Here is a 26,986-nt window from a genome sequence, read left to right as displayed (position 1 = left end):
GCGGCCGATACCCTGTGTAACGCGGCCGACACAAATCCGGACATACAAAATAGTGCGCAAACTGCGCCGAATACACCTTCGAGTTCTGTCTACTCGCTTGGGGAGTGCGATGACGACTACACATTCGCAGGGGCCAGCCCAAGACCCTTACGGGCAGTACACGGCATTTCCGCTGTCGGCAGTCCAGCGGAGCATGTGGTTCGCACAGCAACTCAGCCCCACCGTCCCGGAGTTCATCGCGCACTACATCGAACTGCACGGCGACCTGGACCTCGAACTGCTCCGCAGATCGGTCGACGCCGCGGCGCACGAGTTCGAATCCCCGCTGCTGAAGATGGTCGACGTCGAGGGCGAGCCGCATCAGGTGATCGACCCGGACTGCGACACCTCCACCGGTTACCTCGACTTCCGAGGGGAACCCGATCCGACCGCCGCCGCCCACGCATGGATCGAGGGGGAGTACACGACGCCGGTCGACCTGGCCAGTGACCGACTGATCGATACCTCGGTCCTGCAGGTCGGCGACCGAGATTACTTGTGGTACGCGCGAATTCACCATGTGGTCCTCGACGGCTACGGCGGTGCGACGCTGATCAACCGGATGGCGGCGCACTACACCGCTGCCGTCAACGGCACCGAGCCGGAGCCGAATCGCGCTCTGCCCGTGCGCGATCTCTACGACCTGGACCAGAAGTACCGGAACTCCGACCGATTCACCGCGGACCGGCAGTACTGGGCGGAACACATCGTCGGCATCGAGTCGGGTTCCACCCTTGCCCACCGGGAGGCACCCGCCACCGCGCGCAGTTCGCTGGTGAGTGCTCGCCTTTCGGATGCTGGACTCTCCGCGCTGGAGGATTCGGACCACCGGGTCGGAGCGACCTCGGCCGCGGTGATCATCGCGGCCTTCAGTTGCTATCTCGGGCGGATGACGGGCGAGCGCGACCTCCTCATCAACCTCCCGGTGTCCGGCCGGACGACGGCACAGCTGCAGCGATCCGGGGGCATGCTCGCCACCGTCGCACCCCTGCACATCACGGTGAACGAAACCGACACCGTCTCCGAGCTCGTCGCGCGGGTCCAGCTCGAGCTGATGGGGGCACTCCGGCATCAGCGGTGCAGCGTCGAGGACATCCGCCGCGATGCAGGGCTGACCGGCTCCTCCCGTGGGCTCGCAGGCCCGATGGTCAACGTCATGCTGTTCAACCAGGTGGTCACCCTCGGGCCGATCGTCGGCGGCTATCACATCGTGACCTCGGGACCGGTCGACGACCTGCTGGTCAACATCTACAAGAGCGGCTCCGACGAAAGGACCCTCGTCGACTTCCGCGGCAACCCGAACCGCTACGACGAGGACGAGCTGAAGGCTCACCACACCCAGTTCGTCGAGCTGCTCGAGGAGTTCCTGACAGCCACCCCGAGCACCAGGCTCGGCGACATCCACGCGACCAGCGCGGAGGCGGGCGTCCGCCAACGCCGGATCAACGAGGACCGCGATTACTGGACGCACGCGCTCGCCCACCTGCCCGAGGCCGCCTCCGTGCCCCTCGACCGGCCGCGACCCGTGCGACCGTCTGGACCGACGGGTCACGTCGACATCGAGATCGACCGACGCATCCACCGCCGGATGGCCGATCTGGCCTGGCAGTCGGACTCGAGCGTCTTCGCGGTGATGCACACCGCGCTCGCCGTGTTGCTCGGCAGGCTCGCGGACACCGACGACGTCGTCCTCGGCACCGTTGTCAACCGCAGGCAGGCGACCGAACCACCCGACACCGCCGATCCGGGCAACCCGGTGGTTTTGCGGAACACGGTCTCGGGGGCCTCCACGTTCACCGACCAACTCGCCACCATCCGCGATTCGGATCGGACGGCGCTGCGACACTCCGACTTTCCATACGAGAAGGTCGTCGAGGGACTGGGCGCCGCGGCGGGTGCACCGGCGGGCCCACCATGCCGGGTGCTGTTCGAATTCGGTGACAAGGGGGATCCCGAATCCGGCCCGGACGGCCTGAGGATCGGGACGGGAGAGGTCGACGTCCGCCTCGTCTTCACCGAACTGACCACCCACGCCGGGGAACCGGCGGGGATCGCGGGCCGCATCCTGTTCCGGACAGACCTGTACGACCGCACAACCATCGCCGAGTTCGCGGACCGGATCGACCGGGTCCTGCAGAGTGCCACCGTCGACCCAGATCTGCCGGTCGGCGACATCAGACTTCTCGGTCCTGCCGAGTTCGACTCGCTCACACCGGTCCTGGGCGCACCAGGCGCACCGCCACAGCCACTGCCCGACATCCTCTCGGCGGCCGCCGCGATCGCACCCGACCACGAGGCCCTGACGTTCGAGGGCACCAGCCTGACCTATCGCGAACTCGACGCTCGGTCCACCCAACTCGCACGTTTGCTGATCGGCCGCGGGATCGGTCCGGAATCGGTTGTCGCGCTGTCGATCGCCAGATCGATCGACTCGGTGCTCGCGTTGTGGTCGGTCACCAAGACCGGCGCGGCCTTCGTGCCGGTCGACCCCCATTATCCGCCGGACCGCATCGCTCACATGCTCACCGATTCCGGCGCGGTGCTCGGACTCGCCGCAGGTGACGGTGAACGGTCCGACGCCACGCCGTGGCTGGACCTGCACGACCCCGAGCTCGGCCGCCTGTGGTCCGGGCAGTCGACGGCCCCGATCACCGATGCGGACCGCACCGGCCCGCTGCGGGTCGAGCATGCGGCGTACCTGATCTACACCTCCGGGTCCACCGGCCTGCCCAAGGGTGTCGTCGTCACGCACCGAGCCCTGGCGAACCTGGCCGCCGATGCTCGCGAGCGGTTCGCCGTCACGCCGGACTCGCGGACCCTGCACTTCAGCTCGCCCAGCTTCGACGCGTCGATCATGGAGCTGTTCATGACCGTCAGTGCCGGCGCGACGATGGTCATCGCCCCCTCCACCCTGTACGGCGGCGCCGAACTGGCCGAGCTCCTCGGCAGGGAACGCGTCACGCACGCGTTCGTCATCCCGGCCGTGCTCGCCTCGGTCGACCCGACCGGGCTCGACCACATCGAGTGCATCCTCACCGGAGGAGACGTCTGTCCGCCGGCACTCGTCGAGCAGTGGGGCCCCGGCCGGGCGCTGTTGAACGGGTACGGCCCGACCGAGGCCACCGTCATCGCGAGCGCCAGCGGACCGCTGTCGCCAGGGGAGAGGGTCGGCATCGGCCGCCCCTTCGTCGGTTTCGGGCTGATGGTGCTCGACTCCCGCCTGAACCCGGTCCCGGTCGGGGTCCCCGGCGAGCTGTACATCGCCGGCCCCGGGGTCGCCAGGGGATACCACCGGCGACCGACGACCACCGCCGAGCGTTTCGTCGCGAACCCCCACTCGCGCTCCGGCGCGCCGATGTACCGCACGGGTGATCTGGTCCGGTGGGCACGGAGAAATGGCGAGATCTCCCTCGAATACCTGGGCCGCACCGACTTCCAGATCAAGATCCGTGGGTTCCGGATCGAGCTCGGCGAGATCGATGCGGTGCTGCGCTCGCACCCGAGCGTCGGCTTCGCGCTGACCACCGGCCACCCGGGTCCTTCGGGTGACACCGTGCTGGTGAGCTACCTCGTGCCCGAATCGGGCCGCGAGGTCGACGAATCAGAGGTCCTCGCGCAGGCCGCGGCCGCGCTGCCTGCGCACATGGTGCCCGCCAGCTTCACCGTCCTCGACGAGGTGCCCTTGACCCCGGCGGGCAAGGTGGACCGAAAAGCGCTGCCCGCGCCTCGTTTCGATGCGGACGCCACCGGCTACCGGGCGCCGAGGGACGGCGCCGAGGAGGCGATCGCGGCGGTCCTCGCGGGAGTGCTGCAACGCGAGCGAATCGGCATCGACGACAGCTTCTTCGATCTCGGTGGCAATTCGCTGGTCGCCACCAAGGTGGTGGCACGGGTCAATGCCGCCCTCGGCACCGAGATCGGGGTGCTCGACCTGTTCGAGGCACCTACCGTCGCGGGCCTCGCGGCGCGAATCGGAGCCGGCGGCGGGCGCACCGCGCCAGGACCCGTGCTGCGGGCGGTCCCGCGTACCGGTCCCGTGCCGGTTTCGCTGGCCCAGCAACGGATGTGGATCGTCAATCAACTGGACACCTCCTCGGCCGCCTACAACATCCCGATCGCCGTGTACCTGTCGGGCGAACTGGACCTGGCCGCGCTCCGGATGGGACTCGTCGATGTCCTCACCCGCCACGAATCGCTGCGCACCGTCTTCCCGAACAGCGAGAACGGCCCGGTCCAGGTGGTGCTACCCACCGAGAGGGCAATCCCCGATCTCGAGGTGACGGCAACCAGCGACGCCGAGCTCGACGAGCACCTGAAGCTGATCGCGACCGCGGGATTCGACGTCGCCGAGGACCTGCCGGTCCGGATCAGGCTGCTCCGCACCGGCCCCACCGAGCACGTCCTGGTCATCGTGGCCCACCACATCGCGGCGGACGGACTGTCGATGCCGCCGCTCGCGCGCGATGTCATGACCGCATACGTCTGCCGTTCGTCAGGTCGTGAACCGGATTGGTCACCGCTCGAGGTCCAGTACACGGACTTCGCGGTGTGGCAGCGCGACATCCTCGGATCCGAACACGATCCGGAGAGCCGGCTCGCGCGGCAACTCGACTTCTGGACGCGCACCCTCGACGGCGCACCGGAGCTGCTCGAATTGCCGACCGATCGACCTCGTCCCGCACAGCCGACCGTTCGCGGTGCCGTCGTCGACTTCACCATTCCGGCGAGCCTGCATCGCGGACTGCTCGAGATCGCGGGAGCGCGGAACGCCAGCCTGTTCATGGTCCTGCATGCTGCGCTCGCGGTGCTGTTGGCGAGGGCGAGCGACTCGACCGACATCTCGATCGGCACCCCGGTCGGCGGTCGCGGCGAGGCGGCGCTCGACGACGTGGTCGGCATGTTCGTCAACACCCTCGTGTTGCGAACCCAGGTGGACACCGGCGGCGCCTTCTCGGACCTGCTCACCCAGACCCGCACCACCGATCTCGAGGCCTTCGGGCACACCGACCTCCCGTACGAACTGCTGGTGGAGGCGCTGCACCCCAATCGCTCCGCCGCGCATTCGCCGCTGTTCCAGGTGATGTTGGTCCTGCAGGGGCTCGAGGGCACCGAACTGGAATTGCCCGGCCTCGACGTGCGGGTCAGCGATGTGGACACCCAGACCGCCAAGTTCGACCTCCAGGTGATCCTCACCGAGAACTGGGAGGACGCGGACCAACACGACCTCGACGGTCGGCGCGAACCCGGGCCGATCACCGCCCAGTTCTCCTATGCCCGTGACCTGTTCGACCCGGCCTCGATGTCGGGACTCGCCGAACGGTTCGTCAGGATCCTGGAGGCCGTGACCGCCGACGCCGACGCGACGGTCGGCGACATCGCATTGCTCGGAGCCGACGAGCGGGAGCGGGTGCTCGAGGGATGGAACAACACCGCCGTCCCGGTCCCCGAAACCACGCTCGTCGGACTCCTCGACGAGCAGGCGGAGCGCACACCGGACTCGGTCGCCCTCGTGGTCGACGCCGAGAGACTCACCTACGCCGAGTTCGATGCGCACGTCAATCAGCTGGCCAGGGAGCTGATCTCCCGGGGCGTCGGACCCGAATCGCGCGTGGCCGTGGCCATCCGGCGTTCCACCGAACTCGTGATCGGCATCCACGCGATCGTCAAGGCAGGCGGCGCGTACGTTCCGCTCGACCCCGACCACCCCGCAGCAAGAACCGAGTACGTGCTCGACAGTTCCGCGCCCGTGTGCGTGCTCAGCACCGCGGCCGACCACGCCGAGCTGCGCAGCCCCGTCGAAGTGCTGCAGATCGATTCGATGGACCTGTCCCGGCACTCGACGTCACCGATCACCGATGCCGACCGAACCGCCCCGCTGCGGCCCGACAACACCGCCTACGTCATCTACACCTCCGGCTCGACCGGCCGACCGAAGGGAGTCGCGGTCACCCACCGCGCCATCGTCAACCGGCTGATCTGGATGCAGGAGACCTATGGTCTCGATCCGACCGACGCGGTCCTGCAGAAGACCCCGGCGACCTTCGACGTGTCCGTGTGGGAGTTCTTCTGGCCGTTGCAGACCGGAGCAAGGCTGGTCGTCGCGGCACCGGACGGACACCGTGACCCCGGGTATCTCTCTCGAGTCATCGAGGCCGAGCGGGTCACCACCATGCACTTCGTGCCCTCGATGCTGGCCGCGTTCACCTCGGAGGCCGACCCCGAGCGGTGCACCTCGCTGCGCCGGGTGTTCTGCAGCGGCGAGGCGCTTCCGCCGACAACCGCCGACGCCTTCCGCCGCTTCAGCGACGCGGACCTGCACAATCTCTACGGCCCAACGGAGGCCGCGGTCGACGTGACCTCGTGGGAATGCAGCGAATACGACCGCGTCACCGTGCCGATCGGCGCACCGGTGTGGAACACCAGCGTGTACGTCCTCGACTCGCGTCTGCACCCGGTGCCACTCGGGATTCCGGGAGAGCTCTATCTCGTCGGTAGCCAACTTGCCCGTGGCTACGTCGGCCGCAGCGGGCTGACCGCGGATCGATTCGTTGCCAGTCCGTTCGGCGCCCCCGGCGAGCGGATGTACCGGACCGGCGACGTCGTCCGCTGGCGGCGCAACTGGGAGGCACTCGGATCGCTGGAGTACATCGGCCGATCCGATTTCCAGGTCAAACTCCGCGGACTGCGGATCGAACTCGGCGAGGTCGAGTCGGCCATGTTCGTCGACCCAGCGGTGGCGCAGGCCGTTGTCGTCGTGCACGACAGCCCCATCACCGGGGAGAGCCTGGTCGGCTACGTGATCGCGGAGACCGGCGCCGAGGTGGACACGGCCGAGCTGCGCGAGTCCCTGGGAAAGCTGCTGCCCGGCTACATGGTGCCCGCGCAGATCATGGTGCTCGACGAGTTCCCGCTCGGCGCCACCGGCAAGCTCGATCGAAAGGCACTGCCCGCCCCCGATTTCCTGGTCTCCGGCGCGGAGTACCTGGCGCCGAGCAACCCGATCGAGGAGATCCTCGCGACGATCACCGCGGACCTCCTCGGCAGACCGCGAATCGGCGTGCTCGACAACTTCTTCGATCTGGGTGGGAACTCGCTGATCGCCACCAGGCTCGTCGCGCGCGCCAACGCGGCGCTCGGATCGCAGCTCGGGGTTCGTGAGGTCTTCGACTCCCTGACGGTGGCGGGCATGGCGGCCCGCATCGAATCCCAGGCCTCCCACGAGAGCGGCAGGCCGGCGCTGGTCGCGGGGGCGCGCCCCACGCCGGTGCCGGTTTCGTTGGCCCAGAAGCGAATGTGGTTCATCAACCAGTTCGACACCGATTCTCCGGCCTACAACGTGGCGATGGCGGTGCGCCTGACCGGACGACTCGATGAAGGCGCGTTGCGGGCGGCCGTGACGGACGTACTCGAGCGGCACGAATCACTGCGAACGCTCTTCCCGTCCGTGGACGGCGAACCGACCCAGGTCGTCGTGTCGACCGCCGAGGCGTTGCCGGACCTTCCCACCGAGGAGGTCGACGAGTCGGATCTCGACACGCGGATCGCCGCACTGGCGGGCTCCGGTTTCGACGTGACGGTCGCGGTTCCGTTGCGCGCGGCGCTGTTCCGAACCGGCCCCGATGAGCACGTGCTGGCCCTCGTCGTGCACCACATCTGCGCGGACGGGTTCTCGCTTGCCCCCCTCGCGCGGGACCTGATGGTCGCGTACACCGCCCGCTCCGACGGGCACGGACCGCAATGGGCACCGCTTCCGGTCCAGTACGCCGACTTCACGCTGTGGCAGCACCGGGTACTCGGTGAGTTCTCGGATCCCGGCAGCCTGCTCTCGATCCAGCTCGACCACTGGCGACAGGAACTCGACGGCATGCCGGAGCTGCTGGCCCTGCCGACAGATCGCCCGCGGCCGCAGGTTCCGTCCATGCGCGGCGCGGTGCAGGAATTCGACATCGACCAGCAGGTTCACCAGCAGCTGGTGCGGCTGGCCCGCGAACACAGCTCCAGCGTGTTCATGGCCGTGCATGCCGCACTCGCGGTGTTGCTCGCCCGCTCGTGCGACACCGACGACGTGCCCATCGGCACCCCCATCGCGGGCCGCGGCGAAGCGGCCCTCGACGACATGGTCGGCATGTTCGTCAACACCCTGGTACTGCGAAGCCGGGTGGGGAGCGACACCAGCTTCGCCGATCTGCTGGCGCGGACCCGCGAGGCCGACCTGCGCGCCTTCCACCACGCGGACCTCCCGTTCGAGCGCCTGGTCGATGCCCTGGCACTGGAGCGTTCGACCTCCTACACCCCGCTGTTCCAGGTGGTGTTCGAGTTCCGCAACAACGATAGGGCGCGCCTCGAGCTGCCCGGCCTGACCGTCGAGGGCATCGACCTGGGCACCGAGATCTCCAACTTCGACCTCCAGCTCACCTGCACCGAGGAGTTCGACGAGACCGGGGCACCGGCGGGGATCTCCGCCGGGTTCACCTACGCGACGGATCTTTTCGACCCCGCGACCGTTGCCGGGTTCGGTCGACGACTGGTGGCGATCCTCGCCGCCGTCACCGCCGATCCCACCGTCGCGGTCGGGGACGTCGAGCTCCTCGATGCCGCCGAACTCTCCGAGCTCGCCCCCGCACGCGGCGCCGCGTCCGTGGCCGCGCGCACGCTCCCCGAGCTCCTCGCCGCCCCAGTCGCGCTCACGCCCGACTCCGCCGCGCTGGTCGTCGAGGATCACGAGCTGACCTATCGCGAGATCGACGAGCGGTCGAACCGGCTGGCCCGGATCCTGATCGCGGAGGGCGTCGGTCCGGGTTCGGTGGTGGCGATCGCGGTACCAAGGTCGGTCGAGTCGGTGCTGTCGGTGTGGGCCGTGACGAAGACGGGTGCCGCCTTCGTCCCCGTCGACCCGGACTATCCGCAGGAACGGATCGAGCACATGCTCACCGACTCCGGGGCGACCGTCGGCCTCACGCTCACCGAGTTCGCCCGGCGGCTGCCCACGCTCGCTCGGTACCTCGAACTCGACACGCAGGAAACGGAGGCGGCGCTGGCCGCCTGCGCGGCGACGGCGGTGACCGATTCCGATCGGATCGCCCCGTTGTCCCTCGATCACCCCGCGTACGTGATCTACACGTCCGGGTCGACGGGCACCCCGAAGGGCGTCGTCGTCCCGCACCGCGGGCTGGCCAACCTCGCGGCCTCGATGCGGGAGCGGTTCACCATCACCCCGTCGTCGCGAACGCTGCACCTGTCCTCGCCCAGTTTCGACGCATCGGTCCTCGAGTTGGTGATGGCCTTCGGCGCGGGCGCGACCATGGTCGTCGCCCGACCGGGCATCTACGGCGGAACCGAACTCGCCGATCTGCTGCGCCGCGACCGGGTCTCGCACGCCTTCGTCACCCCCGCCGCACTGGAGTCGGTCGATCCGCACCAACTCGACGACCTGGAGTGCGTCGTGACGGGCGCCGACACCTGCCCGCCGGACCTCGTCGGCAAGTGGGTCACCTCCCGGCGGCGGATGTTCAACGGCTACGGCCCCACCGAGGCCACGGTCGTGGCGACCGTTAGCCCCCCGATGAGTCTCGGCGAACCCGTGGTCATCGGGCGACCGATCCGGGGCTCCGGCCTGCTGGTCCTCGATTCGAGGCTGCGAGCGGTGCCGCTCGGGGTCGCCGGCGAGCTGTACATCAGCGGGCCCTCGCTCGCGCACGGTTACCGCAATCGGGCGGGCACCACTTCCGACCGGTTCGTGGCCAACCCGTTCGGCGACCCGGGGGAGCGGATGTACCGGACGGGGGACCTGGTCCGGTGGGTTCGCGCCGCCGGCGATGTGACGGGATCCGACGGCGCGCCGGTGGGTGACCTCGAGTACCTGGGCCGCACCGACTTCCAGGTCAAGATCCGCGGATTCCGGATCGAGCTCGGCGAGATCGAGTCGGCGCTGGCCAGCTACGAGGGCGTCTCCAGCGCGGTCGCGAGCGCGCACTCGAACGGCTCGGGACCGGGACGGCTGGTCGGCTACGTGGTCCCCGAGCCGGGGGTGGTGCTCGACGAGGCCTCGATTCTCTCGTTCGTCAGCGGCATCCTGGCTCCGTACATGGTGCCCGCAGCGCTGGTCGTCCTGGACGGCCTGCCGCTGACCCCGGTGGGCAAGCTCGATCGGAAGGCGTTGCCGAAGCCCGATTTCGGTGCCATGGCCACGCCGGGCCGGGCGCCGGAATCCGAACTCGAGGCCGTGCTGGCGACCTTGTTCGCCGAGGTACTCGGCCTGGACGCGGTGGGTGTGGACGACTCGTTCTTCGCTCTCGGCGGCGACAGCATCATGTCGATTCAGCTCGTGTCGCGCGCCAAGGCGGCCGGAGTGGTGCTGACCCCGCGAGATGTGTTCGAGGCCAAGACCGTCTCGAAACTCGCCCTGGTCGCCGGGCTCGGCGACACCTCGGAAGTCGTCCCCCTCGAGGAGCTGGCAGGCGGCGGCGTCGGCGAGATGCCCCTGACCCCGATCGTGGCCTGGCTGCTCGAACGCGGCGGCAACTTCGACCGTCTCACCCAGTCCGCTCTCCTCGTCGCGCCCGAGGACCTCACCGACACGGGCGAACTCGGCCGCGCGATCCAGACCGTGCTCGATCGGCACGACATGCTGCGGGCCCGGTTGCAGACGACCAGGGCAACCGATCCGGACACGCGTGCGGACGCGAGAATGGAGGTGACCGCGCCGGGCACCGTCGACGCGGCCGACCTCATCCGCCGGATCGAGGTGTCCGCACCGCCCGAGGATCCCGGCTTCGACGCCGAGGTGATCGCGCAGTTCGAGGCGGCCGAGCAGCGGCTCGACCCGGCCGCGGGCGTCATGATGCAGGTCGTGTGGCTCGATTCCGGTGCGGGCATCGGCCGAATCCTGATGGTGGTGCACCACACCGTGATCGACGGGGTGTCCTGGCGCGTGTTGGTGCCGGATCTCGCATCGGCGTGGGCGCAGATCCGCGCGGGTCAGGATCCGGAATCGGACCCGGTTGGCACCTCGATGCGGCGCTGGGCGCACGCCCTCGTGCAGGAGAGCGAGAACAGAACCGGAGAGCTGGTCCGGTGGCGCGAGATGCTCTCCGGGACCGACCCGGTGCTCGGCTCGCGCGCACTGGATCCCGTGGTCGACACGAGCGAGACCGTGCAGAAGATCACCGTCGAGCTGTCGACCGAGGTCACCGACGCGGTGCTCACGCGGATCCCGGAGGCGTTCCACGGCAGCGTGAACGACGGCCTGCTCACCGCGCTGGCGATGGCCGTGTCCCGGTGGCGCCGCGACCGCGGAGTGCATGCGAGCGCGACGGTGGTCAACCTCGAAGGGCACGGCCGCGAGGATCAGGTGGTCCCCGGCGCGGATCTGTCGCGGACCGTTGGCTGGTTCACCACGGTCTACCCCATGCGGCTCGAGCTGTCCGACATCGATCTCGACGACGCCTTCGCGGGCGGCCGGGATGCCGGTGCGGCGGTGAAGGCCGTCAAGGAACAACTGCTCGGGGTCCCCGACCACGGCATCGGTTTCGGCATGCTGCGCTATCTGAGCGAACACGCGGGAGAACTGGGGGAGCTGCCGTCGCCGCAGATCAGCTTCAACTACCTCGGCCGCCTCACCGCGGGCGGCACCGACGACGGGCCGAGCGTCGGGTGGAGCCCGGTCGCGGACACCGACCTGGACCTCGTCGGCACCGTCGACATGCCACCGGCATCGGTGCTGGACATCAACGCGGTCACCACCGAGACGTCCGACGGCCCGCGTCTGCGGTCCACATGGGCTTTCCCCGGCGAGGTCCTCACCGCCGTCGAGGCGAGCGAACTCGCGGGACTGTGGGCCGAGGCGCTGACCGCGCTGGCGCGGCACGCCGCCACCCCCGGTACGGGCGGGCTCACCCCGTCGGACCTCGACCTGGTTGACCTCGAGCAGGGCACCATCGAACGACTCGAGGACCGTTACCCCGACCTCGCCGACATCTGGTCGCTGTCCCCGCTGCAGACCGGACTGCTCTTCCACGCGCTGCTGGCGGACAAGTCGGTCGATCAGTACACGGTGCAACTCGCGCTCGATGTCCGGGGCGCCGACGCAGACCGGATCTGGCGGGCGGGCCAGGCCCTCCTCGACCGGCACCCGAACCTGCGCACGTCCTTCATCGCCGACATCGACGGCACCACCGTGCAGGTGCAGCACGGGCACGTGCAGGTGCCGTGGACCGAGTTGGACGTGACGGGGCGGGGCGGCCGGGATCGTGAGGCCGAGGTCGCACGCCTCATGGACGAGGACCGGCACAACGGATTCGACATGAAATCGCCTCCGCTGCTGCGATTCCTGCTCATCCGGACCGGCCCCGACACCCACCGGCTGGTGATGACGAACCACCACATCCTGCTCGACGGCTGGTCCGCGCCGCTGCTCCTGCGGGAGCTGCTGGCCCTTTACGCGACCGACGGCGACGCGACGACACTGCCTCGGGCCAACGCCTATCGGGACTACCTGAAGTGGTTGTCCCAGCGCGATTCCGAGAAGTCGATGGACGTGTGGATGCAGGCTCTCGCCGGCGTCGACGAACCCACGCTCGTCGCGCCGCTGGACCGGGCCAGGTTGCAGTGGGACACCGCTCTCTCGGTCCTCGTCGAGATGGGGATCGAGCGGACGCAACGACTGCGGGCCGTGGCACGCGAGCGCGGGCTCACCCTGAACACGCTCATCAGGGCCGCATGGGGCATCATCGTCGCCGAGCTGACGGGTCGCGACGACGTGGTCTTCGGCAGCACCGTCTCCGGGCGCCCCCCGCAGATCCCCGGCATCGAGTCGATGATCGGACTGTTCATCAACACGCTGCCCGTCCGGATCACCCTCGACCCGTTCGAGAGCCTCGGCGAGCTGCTGAGCCGAATCCAGGACGAGCAGACCGCCCTGCTCGATCACCATTACCTCGGACTCAGCGACATCCAGGACGCGGCCGGGCCCGCGGCCACCTTCGACACCCTGACCGTCTTCGAGTCGTACCCGTTCGACAGGGCGGCACTGACCGCCGATGTCGACATCGCCGGGCTGCGCGTGCTCGGGATCCCCGAGATCAACGACGCGGCCCACTATCCGCTGGCGATGGTCGCCTCGGCGGAGGACCAGTTGCGACTCAAGGTCGAGTACTTCCCGGATCTGTTCGAGCGTGCGGAGGCGGAGACCATCGCCGCGCGCACCGCGCGGGTGCTGGACGCCTTCGCAGAGTCCCCGGACCTGCCGCTGTCCCGGCTGCGACTGCTCTCGCCCGAGGAGGAAACAGAGCTGCTCCCGGTCGACGGCGGTGCGATCGAGAGCGCGCGGACGCTGCCCGAGCTGTTCACGGACGGCGCTGGGATCGACCCCACCACGGTGGCGCTGTCGATGGCAGGCCGCGAGATGTCCTATCGCGAACTCGACGAGCGCTCGAATCAGATCGCCAGGAGTCTGCTCGACCGGGGCGTCGGCCCAGGTACGGTCGTCGCGCTCGCGATCAGGCGTTCCATCGAATCGGTCATGTCCGTCTGGGCGATCACCAAGACCGGAGCCACCTTCGTCCCGGTCGACCCGAACTACCCGCAGGACCGGATCGAGCACATGCTCACCGACTCCGGTGCGACCTTCGGGGTGACCGTCGCCGAGTACGGCGACCGGCTGCCAGGGACGGCAACGTGGTCGGTGATCGACGAGCAGGAGGCCTCGGCCGAGTTCGACGGCAGGCCGACGGCCGCGGTCACCGATGCGGACCGCCCGCGGCCCCTGCGGCTCGACGACATCGCCTACGTGATCTACACATCCGGCTCGACGGGGCTCCCGAAGGGCGTGGTGGTCTCGCACCGGTCGTTCGAGAAGCTCGTCGCCGTGCAGCACGACCTGTTCGCCCCGACCTCGGCATCGCGCACCCTGCACTTCGCCAGTCCCAGCTTCGATGCGTCGATCTTCGAGTACCTCCTCGCCGCGGGCGCGGGCGCAACGCTGGTGATCGTCCCGCCCACGGTGTACGGCGGCGTCGAACTGGCCCGGCTGCTCAAGCGGGAACGGGTCACCCACGGCTTCATCATCAGCTCGGCGCTGTCGGGGATGGACCCCGCCGGCCTCGACGACTTCCAGGACGTGCTGTTCGGCGGCGAGGCCGCCCCGCCGGAGCTGGTGCCGCGCTGGGCCCCCGGGCGGCGGCTGTGGAACGCCTACGGCCCGACCGAGGGCACGATCGTGACGAACTTCAGCGATCCGGTCTCGGTGGACCAGCCGGTCACCATCGGCGGACCGCTTCGCGGCATCCAGGAGATCCTGCTGGACGGCTTCCTGCGTCCCGTCCCGATCGGGGTGCCGGGCGAGCTGTACATCGCGGGGCACAACGTGGCACTCGGCTATCACCGTCGAACCGCGTTGACCGCCGGTCGATTCGTGGCGAATCCGTTCGGCGGCCCCGGCGATCGGATGTACCGCACCGGCGACGTCGTACGGTGGGTGCGCTCCCCGGAGTCCGGCCGCCTCGTGATCGAGTACATCGGGCGCAGCGACTTCCAGGTCAAGGTCCGCGGGTTCCGCATCGAACTGGGCGACATCGACAGCGCCCTCGGTGAGCACGACGGCATCGACTTCTCCGTGACGATCGGGCACGGAGCGGCGAGCAACGCGGTCCTGGCGTCGTATGTGCTGCCCGCCGCCGGACACCGGATCGAGCCGGCCGAGGTCCGCGAGTTCCTGTCGACCCGGCTGCCCGCGCACATGGTGCCCTCGGCCGTGATGATCCTCGACGACATCCCGCTGACCCCGGTCGGCAAGCTGGACCGTGCCGCGTTGCCCGCGCCGGAGTTCGTATCCACCACCGAGTTCCGGGCGCCGACCACGGGGCTCGAACGCACCGTCGCCGATGTCTTCGCCGCGGTCCTCGGCGTCGACCGCGTCGGCCTCGACGACAGCTTCTTCGAACTCGGCGGCAACTCGCTGAGCGCGACCCGCGTCACCGCGCGGCTGTCGTCCGCACTCGAGATCGACCTCAGCGTCCGCGCCCTGTTCGAGGCGCCAACCGTCGGCACCCTCGCGCAGCGGGTCGCCCTGTCCGACGGTGAGCACCGGCGCCCACCGCTCGAGGCAGGCGACCGGACCGAGCGACTCCCGCTGTCGTTGGCGCAGCAGCGGATGTGGTTCCTCAACCAGTTCGACACCGAGTCAGCCGCGTACAACATCCCGCTCGCCGTGCGCCTGACCGGGCACCTCGACACCGAGGCCCTGCGCGAGGCCGTCGCCGATGTCGTCGACCGGCACGAATCGCTACGCACCCTGTTCCCGATGGTCGACGGTCAGCCCACCCAGGTGATCGTGCCCGCCGCGACAGCGGTACCGGACCTCACCGCGCTCGACACCACCGAGTCCGAACTGCCGCAGGTCATCTCCGACCTGATCTCCGGCGGGTTCGATGTCACCGACGCGGTGCCCGTCCGCGCGACACTGCTGCGCATCGGCCCCGACGAGCACGTGCTCGTGCTCGTCGTACACCACATCAGCGCCGACGGTTTCTCGATGTCCCCACTGGCAAGGGATGTGATGGCCGCCTACACCGCGCGGGTGTCCGGCGCCAGGGCACCGTGGTCCCCGCTGCCGGTGCAGTACGCCGACTACGCGCTCTGGCAACACCGCGTCCTCGGCTCCGAGGAAGACCCCGACTCCCTGCTCGCGCGCCAGCTCGACCATTGGACGGAGGTCCTCTCGGGGTTGCCCGAGGTGATCGCGCTGCCGACCGATCGAACTCGACCGGTGTACCAGAGCTTCCACGGCGAACGAATCGAGTTCACCGTGCCCCCGGAGGTGCACCGCGCCCTCCTCGACGTGACACGGCAACACAACTCGACCATGTTCATGGCAGGCCACGCCGCCCTGGCACTGCTGCTCGCGAAGCTCTCGGGAACCACCGACATCGCCGTCGGCACCCCGATCGCGGGTCGCGGCGAGGCGGCGCTCGACGATCTGGTCGGCATGTTCGTCAACACCCTCGTGCTGCGCAGCGAGGTGGATCCGCGGGCCTCCTTCGGGGAACTCCTCGACGGCATTCGCGAGGTCGACGTGGCCGCGTTCGCGCATGCGGACCTTCCGTTCGAGCGACTCGTCGAGGCGCTCGCCCCCGAACGGTCCACCGCGCACTCGCCGTTGTTCCAGGTCCTGCTCGAGTTCCAGAACAACGAGCCGCCGCACCTGGAACTGCCGGGACTGACCGCGGACGGGCTCGATCTCGACCTGGCCGTTGCCAAGTTCGACCTGCAGCTGACACTGGCCGAGCGGTACGGGGAGGACGGCAGTCCCGCCGGGATCTCGGCGGTGTTCACCTACGCCGATGATCTGTTCGACCCGGCCACCGTGCACGGCTTCGCTGGGCGACTGTGTGCCCTCCTCGACGCGGTGGCAACGGATCCCGACCGCGCGGTCGGGGACATCGAGATCACCGACCCGGCCGAGCGTGACGCGATGGCCTCGCTGTGGAATGTCGCAGGCGTGCCAGCACCGGCGGGCACCCTCGTGGATCGGTTCGCGAGCACGGTCGCACGGCGGCCGGGAGCGGTCGCCGTGTCCTGTGACGGCGAAACCCTGACCTACGCGGAACTCGACGACCGGGCCAACCGGCTGGCCCGGGTCCTCATCGCCAGGGGCGCAGGACCCGAATCCCTCGTCGCGGTCGCGCTGCCACGCACCAACGACCTGGTCGTGGCGCTGTTGGCCGTCGTCAAGTCCGGCGCAGGCTACCTGCCCGTCGACGTCACCTACCCGTCCGACCGACTCACCTTCATGCTCGAGGACGCGGCCCCGATCTGTGTGATCGCAACCGGCTCCGACCTCGACGGACTGCCCGGCACCGATGTGCCCGTCCTGGTACTGGATTCGGACGAGCTGGTCACCCGGCTCGCCGCGGAATCCGGCGCGCCCGTGACCGACACCGACCGGCTGGCCCCGCTGGATCCTGCGGACACCGCCTACGTGATCTACACCTCCGGGTCGACCGGGCGCCCGAAGGGTGTCGTCGTCGCACACCGCAATGTGCTGACCCTCTTCGCGAACACCGAGCAGAAGTTCGGGTTCGACGACTCCGACGTGTGGACGATGTTCCACTCCTACGCTTTCGACTTCTCGGTGTGGGAGCTGTGGGGACCGTTGCTGTACGGCGGCACGCTGGTGGTCGTCGACTACTACACGGCCCGCTCGCCGGAGATGTTCCTGGAGTTGTTGCGGCGCGAGCGGGTGACGGTGCTGAACCAGACGCCGACCGCGTTCTACCAGTTGGCCGAGGCCGATCGGCTGGCGACGGGGGACGCGCCCGAATTGGCCCTGCGTTACGTGATCTTCGGCGGCGAGGCGCTCGACCTCGGTCAGCTGGGCCGCTGGTACAGCAGGCACGGCGACACGTCGCCTGCGCTGGTCAACATGTACGGCATCACCGAGACCACGGTGCACGTCAGCCATCTCCCGCTCGACCGCGCCTACGCCGCCGAGGCCTCGGCGAGCGTCATCGGCCGGGCGATTCCCGGTCTGCGGGTGTCGGTGCTCGACGGGCGACTGCACCCGGTCCCGCCCGGGGTGACGGGGGAGATGTACGTCGCGGGAGATCAGGTCTCGCGTGGTTACCTCGGCCGGGCGGCGCTGACCTCCGGGCGGTTCGTCGCAGATCCCATGGGCGCCCCCGGTGCACGGATGTACCGAACCGGTGACGTGGCCCGCTGGAATCGGGACGGCGAACTGGAGTACCTGGGCCGCAGCGACTTCCAGGTCAAGATCCGCGGGTTCCGGATCGAGCTCGGCGAGATCGAGGCGGTCCTGCTGCGGTTCCCTGGCATCGCACAGGCCGTGTCCCTGGTGCGCGAGGAGCCGCGGGGCAACCGGTTGATCGCCTATGTGGTCCCGGAGCCAGGGGCACGCCCCGACGAGACCGAGGTGCTCGAGTTCGCGGGCACCCAACTGGCCTCGCACATGGTGCCCGCCGCGGTGCTGGTGATCGACGAATTGCCGCTGACGGCGAACGGCAAGCTGGACCGGAAGGCCCTGCCGGAACCGGATTTCGCGACCAGGGTCCATGCCGGCCGTGCACCGCGCACCGAGACCGAGACAGTGCTGGCGACGCTGTTCGCCGAGGTGCTCGGTCTGGACTCGGTGGGCGTGGAGGACTCGTTCTTCGCGCTCGGCGGCGACAGCATCATGTCGATCCAGCTGGTGTCCCGGTCGAAGGCTGCCGGTGTCGCGATCACTCCGCGAGAGGTCTTCGAACACAAGACGGTCGCCGCGCTCGCCATCGTGGCCGAATCGGCCGAGGCCGGCGAGGCGATCGTGCTCGACGAGCTCGCGGGCGGGGGAGTCGGCGACATGCCGTTGACCCCCATCATGCACTGGCTGACCGACCGGGCCGGGGCCGCGGGAAGGGAGGCCGCGGACATCCGCCGCTACACCCAGACGGCACTGCTGACGCTGCCGCCGGGAGCGGACGCGGACACCGTGGAGCGCACACTGCAGGCGGTTCTCGACCACCACGACATGTTGCGGTCCAGGCTGATCCAGCGCGATTCCGACCGGGAACCGATGATGACGGTCACGGCACCGGGATCGGTGCCCGCCGCGTCGGTACTGAGCAGGGTCGAGGTCGCGGGCGTGGAGGGCGCCGAGTTCTCCGCGATCGCGGCGGCCGAACTCGACGCCGCGGCGGACAGGCTCGACCCGCGGGCGGGAACGATGCTGCAGGTGGTCTGGTTCGACCCCTCGGACAGCGGCGAACCCGACGCCTCGGGCCGACTGCTGATGGTGGTGCATCACGCGGTGATCGACGGGGTGTCGTGGCGAGTGCTGGTGCCGGACCTGGCGTCGGCATGGGCACAGATCCGCGCGGGTCAGGATCCCGTCCTGGCCCCGGTGGGGACCTCGATGCGCCGCTGGACGCATGCCCTTGCCGAGGCAGGAACCGCCAGGTCGGGGGAGATGGGACTGTGGCGGCGGATGCTGGCCGGTCCGGATCCGGTGATCGGTTCGCGCGCACTGGATCCGGTGGTCGACACCAACGAGACCGTGCAGAAGATCACCGTCGAGCTCCCGAGCGAGGTCACGGAGTCGCTGCTGACGCGACTCCCGGAGGCATTCCACGGCAGCGTCAACGACGGTCTGCTCACCGCACTGGCGATGGCCGTGTCCCGGTGGCGCTCCGCCCGCGGCGAAGAGGTGTCGGCGACGGTGGTCAACCTGGAGGGCCACGGCCGCGAGGATCACGTCATCGCGGGCGCCGATCTGTCGCGGACGGTGGGCTGGTTCACCACGATCTTCCCGGTTCGGCTCGACCTGTCCGACATCGATCTCGAGGACGCCTTCGCGGGCGGGCCGGGTGCGGGCACCGCGGTGAAGCTCGTCAAGGAACGGTTGCTCTCGATTCCCGATCACGGTATCGGCTTCGGGATGCTCCGGTACCTGAGCGAACACGCGGACGAATTGCGTGAACGGCCCGCGCCGCAGATCAGCTTCAACTACCTCGGCCGGATGACGGACGGGGCCGGGACACCGGACCCCGGCACCGGCTGGATCCCGGTCACCGACACCGACCTCGACGACGCCCCGAGCAAGCAGCTGCCGGTCGCGTCGGTACTGGACATCAACGCGCTGACCCTCGGTTCCCCTGACGGGCCGCGGCTGCGCGCGACCTGGTCCTTCCCGACCCGGGTGCTGCGGGCCCTCGAGGTGCGAGAGCTGGCGGACCTGTGGGCCGAGGCGTTGACCGCGCTGGCCCGGCACGCCGCGGCACCAACCGCGGGCGGGCTCACGCCGTCGGACCTCGCCCTTGTGGAACTCGAACAGGGCACCATCGAACGACTCGAGGGCCGGTTCCCCGGCCTCGCCGACGTCTGGTCGCTCTCCCCGCTGCAGTCCGGACTGCTCTTCCACGCGCAGATGTCGGACGTGTCGGTCGACCCGTATCTCGTTCAACTCACCATGACCCTGCGGGGCACGGTCGACCCGGACCGCATCCGCAGGGCCGGTCAGGCGCTGCTCGATCGGCACCCGAACCTGCGGGCGGCGTTCGTCGCCGAACAGGGCGGTGCCGCCGTCCAGGTCATCGCGGATCGCGTCGAGCTGCCCTGGCGCGAAATCGATCTCACCGAGACGGCGTCCGAGGACCGCGAGGACGCCCACGCCGAGGTCGTGGCCGCCGACCGGGCGACGAGGTTCGACATGTCGTCCGCGCCGCTCCTGCGCCTGCTGCTCGTCAGGTTCGACGAGGACGAGTACCGGCTGACGATGACGAACCACCACATCCTGATCGACGGCTGGTCGACACCGCTCGTCATCCGGGACCTGTTGACCCTGTACGCGACCGACGGGGATGCCTCGGTACTGCCGCCCGTGCACCCCTACCGCGACTACCTGGTCTGGATGTCCCGGCGCGACGTCGATCAGTCGACCGAGGCGTGGCGACAGGCACTCTCCGACGTCGAGGAACCGACGGTGCTCGCGCCAACGAACGACGGTCGTCCGCATTCGGGCAGCCAGGAGATCGGGCTGACGCTGTCCGAGGCGGAGACCAGCCTGCTTCGGCTCGTGGCGGGCGAGCGCGGCTTCACCCTCAACACAATGCTCCAGGCCGCCTGGGCAGTCGTGCTCGGCGCGCTGACCGGCCGCGACGACGTCGTGTTCGGCAGCACGGTCTCGGGCAGGCCGCCGGAGATCCCCGGCATCGAATCGATGGTTGGCCTGTTCATCAACACCCTGCCGGTCCGTGTCGTACTCGATCCGTACGAGAGCCTCGGCGGGCTGCTCGACCGGGTCCAGCACGAGCAGGTCGCGCTGCTCGACCACCACTACCTCGGACTGGCGGACATCCAGAAGGTCGCCGCACCCGCCGCCGCATTCGACACCCTCACCGTGTTCGAGTCGTACCCGATCGATCGTGCCGGCCTGACCGAACAGACCGATATCGCGGGCATGCGCATCGCGGGCTTCGACGGGCGGGATTCGGCCCACTACCCGCTGGCCATCGTCGCCTCCGGCGAGGAGAACCTGCACCTGAAGCTCGAATACCTCGCCACGGCCTTCGACGTGGACACCGTGGAGGCCATCGCGGCCCGGGTCCGGCGGGTACTTGTCGCGATGGCAACCTACCCGGACCTGCAGCTCGCCCGGATGGACCTGCTCTCCGCGGACGAGTACGCCACCCTGGTCCCGGTGAACGGCAGGCCGGGCGTCTCGGCCAGGACGCTCCCGGAGTTGTTCGAGGACGCGGCGGCCGCGAGCCCGGAGGCGACCGCGCTGGTCCACGAGGGACGCCACGTCAGCTATCTCGAGCTCGATCTGCGCTCGACGCAGTTGGCGCGCCTGTTGATCGCGAGGGGTGCGGGACCGGAAACCTATGTCGCTCTCGGCATCCCGCGTTCGATCGAATCGGTGCTCGCGGTCTGGGCGGTGGCCAAGACCGGCGCTGCGTTCGTGCCCGTCGACCCCAACTACCCGCAGGACCGGATCGAGCACATGCTCACCGACTCCGGCGCCACCCTCGGGCTCGCCATGACCGCGGATCGCGGGCGACTGCCCGACTCCGTGCCGTGGCTGCTCCTCGACGGGCCCGAGTGCACCGCCGAACTGGCGACCCAATCCACCCGTCGGGTGGTGGACGCGGACCGGGTCTCGCCGATCAGCATGACCAACGCCGTCTACATCGTCTACACCTCGGGATCGACCGGAACACCAAAGGGCGTGGTGGTCACCCACGTCGGCCTGGAGAACTTCGCCACCGACCAGCGGGAGCGGTTCGCCACGACGCCGATGTCGCGGACCCTGCACTTCTCGACACCGAGCTTCGACGGCGCCGTCTTCGAGTACCTGCAGGCGTTCGGGCTCGGTTCGACGATGGTGATCGCGCCGCAGTCCGTGTACGGCGGCGCCGAACTCGCGCACCTGATCAAGGTCGAGGGAGTCACCCACGCGTTCGTGACGACGGCCGCGCTGGCGACCGTGGATCCGGGTGGACTCGTCGAGTTCCAGCACGTGGCCTTCGGCGGTGAGGCCTGCCCGCCGGAGCTGGTCACGCGGTGGGCGCCGGGACGGAAGCTGACGAATGCGTACGGCCCGACCGAGACCACCATCATGGCCAACATCAGCGATCCGATGACGGTGGGTGAGACCATCACGCTCGGCGGACCGATCCGCGGGGTGTCCGAGGTCGTGCTGGACGGGTACCTGCGGCCGGTTCCCGCCGGGGTGCCGGGTGAGTTGTACATCGCGGGTGTCGGACTTGCGCGCGGGTACCACCGGAGGGGTGCGCTGACCGCGGGCCGGTTCGTGGCGAATCCGTTCGGTGAGCCGGGGGATCGGATGTACCGCACCGGCGACATCGTCCGCTGGCGGGTGGAGCCCGCGTCCGGCGAACGCACGGTCGAGTACATCGGGCGCAGCGACTTCCAGCTGAAGGTGCGCGGTTTCCGGATCGAGCTCGGCGAGATCGACTCCGAGATCATGGCGTACCCGGGGGTGAGCTTCGCAGTGACCGTCGGCGTGCCCGGTCCGTCCGGCGACACCGTGCTGGCCAGCTACGTGGTTCCGAAGGAAGACGTCCCGGTGCGGGTGCCGGAATTGACCGATCACCTGGCGAACCGGCTGCCGTCCCACATGGTGCCGTCGAGCGTCGTCCTGATCGACGAGATCCCGCTGACCCACGTCGGCAAGCTCGATCGGTCGGCACTGCCGGAGCCCGAGTTCCTCGGCACCGCCACCGAATACCGTGCACCCGGCACGCCACTCGAGCGCACCATCGCCGAGGTGTTCGCGGCGGTCCTCGGTGTCGATCGGATCGGCGTCGACGACAGCTTCTTCGACCTCGGCGGGAACTCGCTGATCGCCACCCGCGTCACGGCACGCCTCGGGACCACGCTCGGGGCGAAGATCGGCGTCCGTACGCTCTTCGAGTCGCCGACCATCGCCGCACTGGCGGCTCTGCTCTCGCCCGAGGGCACCGGCGCCGATGTCCGGCCCCCGCTCACCGCGACCGAGCGACCGTCGGTGATCCCCGTGTCACTGGCCCAGAAGCGGATGTGGTTCCTGAACCAGTTCGACACCACCTCGCCCGCGTACAACATCCCGCTGGCGGTCAAGCTGTCCGGTCGCCTCGACACCTCGGCGCTCGGCGCCGCGATCCGGGACGTGCTCGACCGGCACGAGTCGCTGCGCACGATGTTCCCCGTCGAGGACGGCGAACCGACACAGCACGTGGTGCCAACCGACCAGGTCCTGCCCGCCCTGACGACGATCGACGTCAGCGACGGCGAACTGAACTCGCGCATCATCGAACTCGCGGGTGCCGGATTCGACGTCACCGCCGGGGTACCGGTGCGGGCCGCATTGCTCCGGCTGGGCGAGCTCGAGCACGTCCTGACCATCGTGGTGCACCACATCTGCGCCGACGGTTCCTCGCTCGGCCCACTCGCCAGGGACGTGATGGTCGCCTACGACGCCCGTGTCAACGGCTCGGCACCCAACTGGGAGCCGCTGCCGGTCCAGTACGCCGACTACACCCTCTGGCAGCACCGCATGCTCGGCGCCGAGGACGATCCCGCGTCGCTGATCACCGCGCAGCTCGAGTACTGGACCGAGAACCTCGCGGGCCTGCCGGACGTGATCGCGCTGCCGACCGACCGCCCACGCCCGCTGCAGCAGACCTTCAGGGGCGACCGCATCGAGTTCGCGATCGACGCCGGGCTGCACGCCCGCGTCAGCGACCTGGCGCGGGAGAACAATTCGACGGTCTTCATGGTGATGCACGCGGCGCTGGCGGTCCTGCTGGCCCGGCTCGGCGACACCGACGACGTCGCCATCGGAACCCCGATCGCCGGTAGGGGCGAGGCCGAACTCGACGAGATGATCGGCATGTTCGTCAACACTCTGGTGCTGCGCACACACGTCGATCCCGACGCCGGCTTCATCGAACTGCTCGAATCGGCCAGGGAGACGGATCTCGCGGCGTTCGCGCACGCCGACCTCCCGTTCGAGCGGATCGTCGAGGCGCTGAACCCGGTCCGATCCACGTCGTACCAGCCCCTCTTCCAGGTCGCGCTGGAGTTCCAGAACACCGAACAGCCCCACCTCGCGCTGCCCGGCCTCGATGTCGACGGCGTCGACCTCGACATCCGGGTCGCGAAGGAGGACCTGGAACTGATCCTCGCCGAGAACATCGCGGCGGACGGCACACCCGCCGGTGTACGCGGCGGAATCGACTACGCCACCGACCTGTTCGACCCCGAGACCGTGCACGCCTTCGCGGACCGCTTCGTCCGGATTCTCGACTCGGTGACCGCCGACCCACGCGGGGCGATCGGCAACATCGGCATCCTCGGCGAGGCCGAGATGTCCGATATGGCGCCCGCGCTCGGGCCCGAGGGCGGTGCGCCGCAACTGTGGCCGGAGATCCTGTCCGCGGCCGCGGCCGCCGCACCCGAGTCGCTCGCGTTGTCCTTCGAGGACCAGCACCTGACGTATCGCGAACTCGACGATCGTTCGAACCGGTTGGCACGCGTGCTTCGAGAGTCCGGGGTCGGCCCGGAGACCTTCGTCGCGCTCGGCCTGCCGCGCTCGATCGAGGAGATCGTGTCGATCTGGGCGGTGGCGAAGGCAGGCGCCGCGTTCGTGCCCGTCGACCCGACCTACCCGCCGGAGCGAATCGAGTACATGCTCGTCGACTCCCGCGCCGTCGTGGGCCTGACCGTCGAATCGCGGCGGGGCCAGCTTCCCGACACGATGCCGTGGCTAGTGATGGACGCCCCCGACTTCCTCGCGTCCATGTCCGCGATGTCCGCGTCCCCTGTCACCGACGCGGACCGGACCGTCCCCCTGCACCTCGCCCACCCGGCCTATCTGATCTACACCTCCGGATCCACCGGCCTGCCCAAGGGCGTCATCGTCACCCATCAGGGCATCGCGAACCTCACTGCGGAGGAACACAGCCGGTTCGGGGTCACCGAACGATCGAGGGTCTCGCACCTGGCGTCGCCGAGCTTCGACGCCTCGGTGTTCGAACTGATGATGGCCTTCGGTACGTCCGCGGGCGTGGTGATCGTGCCGCCGACCGTGTACGGCGGCTCCGACCTCGAGGACCTGCTCCGGCGCGAGCACGTCACCCACGCCTTCATCACCCCGACCGCCCTGGCCTCGATGGAGGACCGGGACCTGACGGAGCTGCAGGTGCTCGCGGTCGCAGGAGAGGCGTGCCCGCCGGACCTGGTGGACGTCTGGGCGCGAGAACGCCGGATGTTCAACGGCTACGGGCCGACCGAGACCACCATTCAGGCCAGCGTCAGCGACCCGATGGAGAGTGGCGTGCCGGTCAACATCGGCAATCCGGCCATCGGATTCGGCGAGGTCGTGCTCGACGCGCACCTGCAGCCGGTGCCGGTCGGGGTGCCCGGCGAGATGTACATCCTCGGCCTGGGGCTGGCCCGTGGGTACCACAACCGGATCGGGCTGACCTCCGAGCGCTTCGTGGCGAGCCCGTTCGGCGACCCGGGGCAGCGGATGTACCGGACGGGTGACATCGTCCGGTGGCAGCGCGACCCGCGGACCGGAGATCACACCATCGAGTACGTCGGCCGCAGCGACTTCCAGGTCAAGGTCCATGGGTTCCGCATCGAACTCGGTGAGATCGACACCGTGCTGACGCACCACCCCGACATCGCGTTCTCGGCCACCATCGGGCGGACAGGACCGTCAGGGGACACGCTGCTGGCGTCCTACGTACACCCGGTGGAGGGCCGCACCTTGGTGCCCGCCCAGGTCAGGTCCTTCGCCTCCAGCCGACTGCCGGCTCACATGGTGCCCTCGGCCGTCGTGGTCCTCGACACGATCCCGATGACGCCCGTCGGCAAACTCGACCGAAAGGCGTTGCCCACACCCGAGTTCGGTGCTCGCACCGACGAGTACCGCGCGCCGGTCACACCGACCGAGCTCGCGATCACCGAGGCCTACGCCGAGGTGCTCGGTGTGGAACGCGTCGGCGTCGACGACAGCTTCTTCGATCTGGGGGGCACCTCGATCGTGGCCACCCGGGTCGTCACCGAACTCCGCGAGCGGTTCGGGGACCGGATCCAGCTGCAGTCGATCTTCCTCGATCCGACTCCGGCCGGGCTGGCGCACCGCCTCGACGAGGAGTCGGCGCAGTCGGCCGCCGACGAGGCCCTGCAGGTGGTGATCCCGCTGCGGCCAAGCGGTTCCAAGCCGGCCCTGTTCTGCGTGCACCCCGGAATCGGTCTGAGCTGGGGATACGCCGGGCTGGTCCAGCACCTCGCCCAGGACCGACCCGCGTTCGGCCTGCAACTGCCGCTCATCAGCGGTGGGCCGCGCTTCGAGTCGATCGAGCAACTGGCGCACCGGTACGTGCAGGAGATGCGCGCGGTCCAGGGCCACGGCCCATACCACCTGCTCGGCTGGTCCCTCGGCGGCGTGATCGCGCACGCCATGGCCGTGGAGCTGCGACGCGACGGCGCCGAGGTGGCAACCCTCGCGATCATGGACAGCTATGTCACCGCCGACGGAATCCCACAGGCGCTGACCGTGGAGGAGCTGCTGCAGGGTCTCGGACTGGATCTGAGCACCCCTGAGGGGGAGGAGCTGACCTACGCGCGGGCGGTCGAGTTGCTCGACGAGTCCCTCGGGCAGCACACCGGCCTCACCGCCGCGCACCTCGAGCGGATCAGCGCCGGATTCACCAACTCGGCGGAGATCATGCACCGGTTCCGTCCCGCGGTCTTCGACGGCGACCTGCTCTTCTTCAGCGCGGCAGGCGCTTCCGGGAACGGCGAGCATTCCCCGGAGGAGTGGCGTCCGGCGGTCACCGGTGGGATCCGTGAGGTCCGCGTCGACTGCGGCCACAATCAGATGATCGAACCCGACTCGTTGGCCGTGGTCGGTCCGGCGCTCGAGGAGTACCTCTCCTCGCATTGA

1 protein-coding gene is annotated in these 26,986 nt (G+C 69.3%); it reads left to right on the top strand.

Annotated elements, in window-relative coordinates; genetic code table 11:
• Nucleotides 1-109: 109 nt before the first annotated feature.
• Entirely contained in the window at nt 110-26,986 is a 26,877-nt protein-coding gene (locus RM1_RS02405; RefSeq protein WP_072749831.1) for a non-ribosomal peptide synthetase, read from the top strand.

Origin of the sequence: Rhodococcus maanshanensis NBRC 100610 (assembly GCF_001894865.1) — a bacterium.
GTDB lineage: Bacteria > Actinomycetota > Actinomycetes > Mycobacteriales > Mycobacteriaceae > Rhodococcus_G > Rhodococcus_G maanshanensis.
The sequence above is the reverse complement of the archived record's forward strand: the minus strand, read 5'-3'. Positions and strand labels throughout refer to the sequence as shown.

What these genes read in the sequence shown, in the direction of transcription:
- RM1_RS02405 (WP_072749831.1), top strand. Translation starts at nt 110, where the DNA reads ATGACGACTACACATTCGCAGGGGCCAGCCCAAGACCCTTACGGGCAG.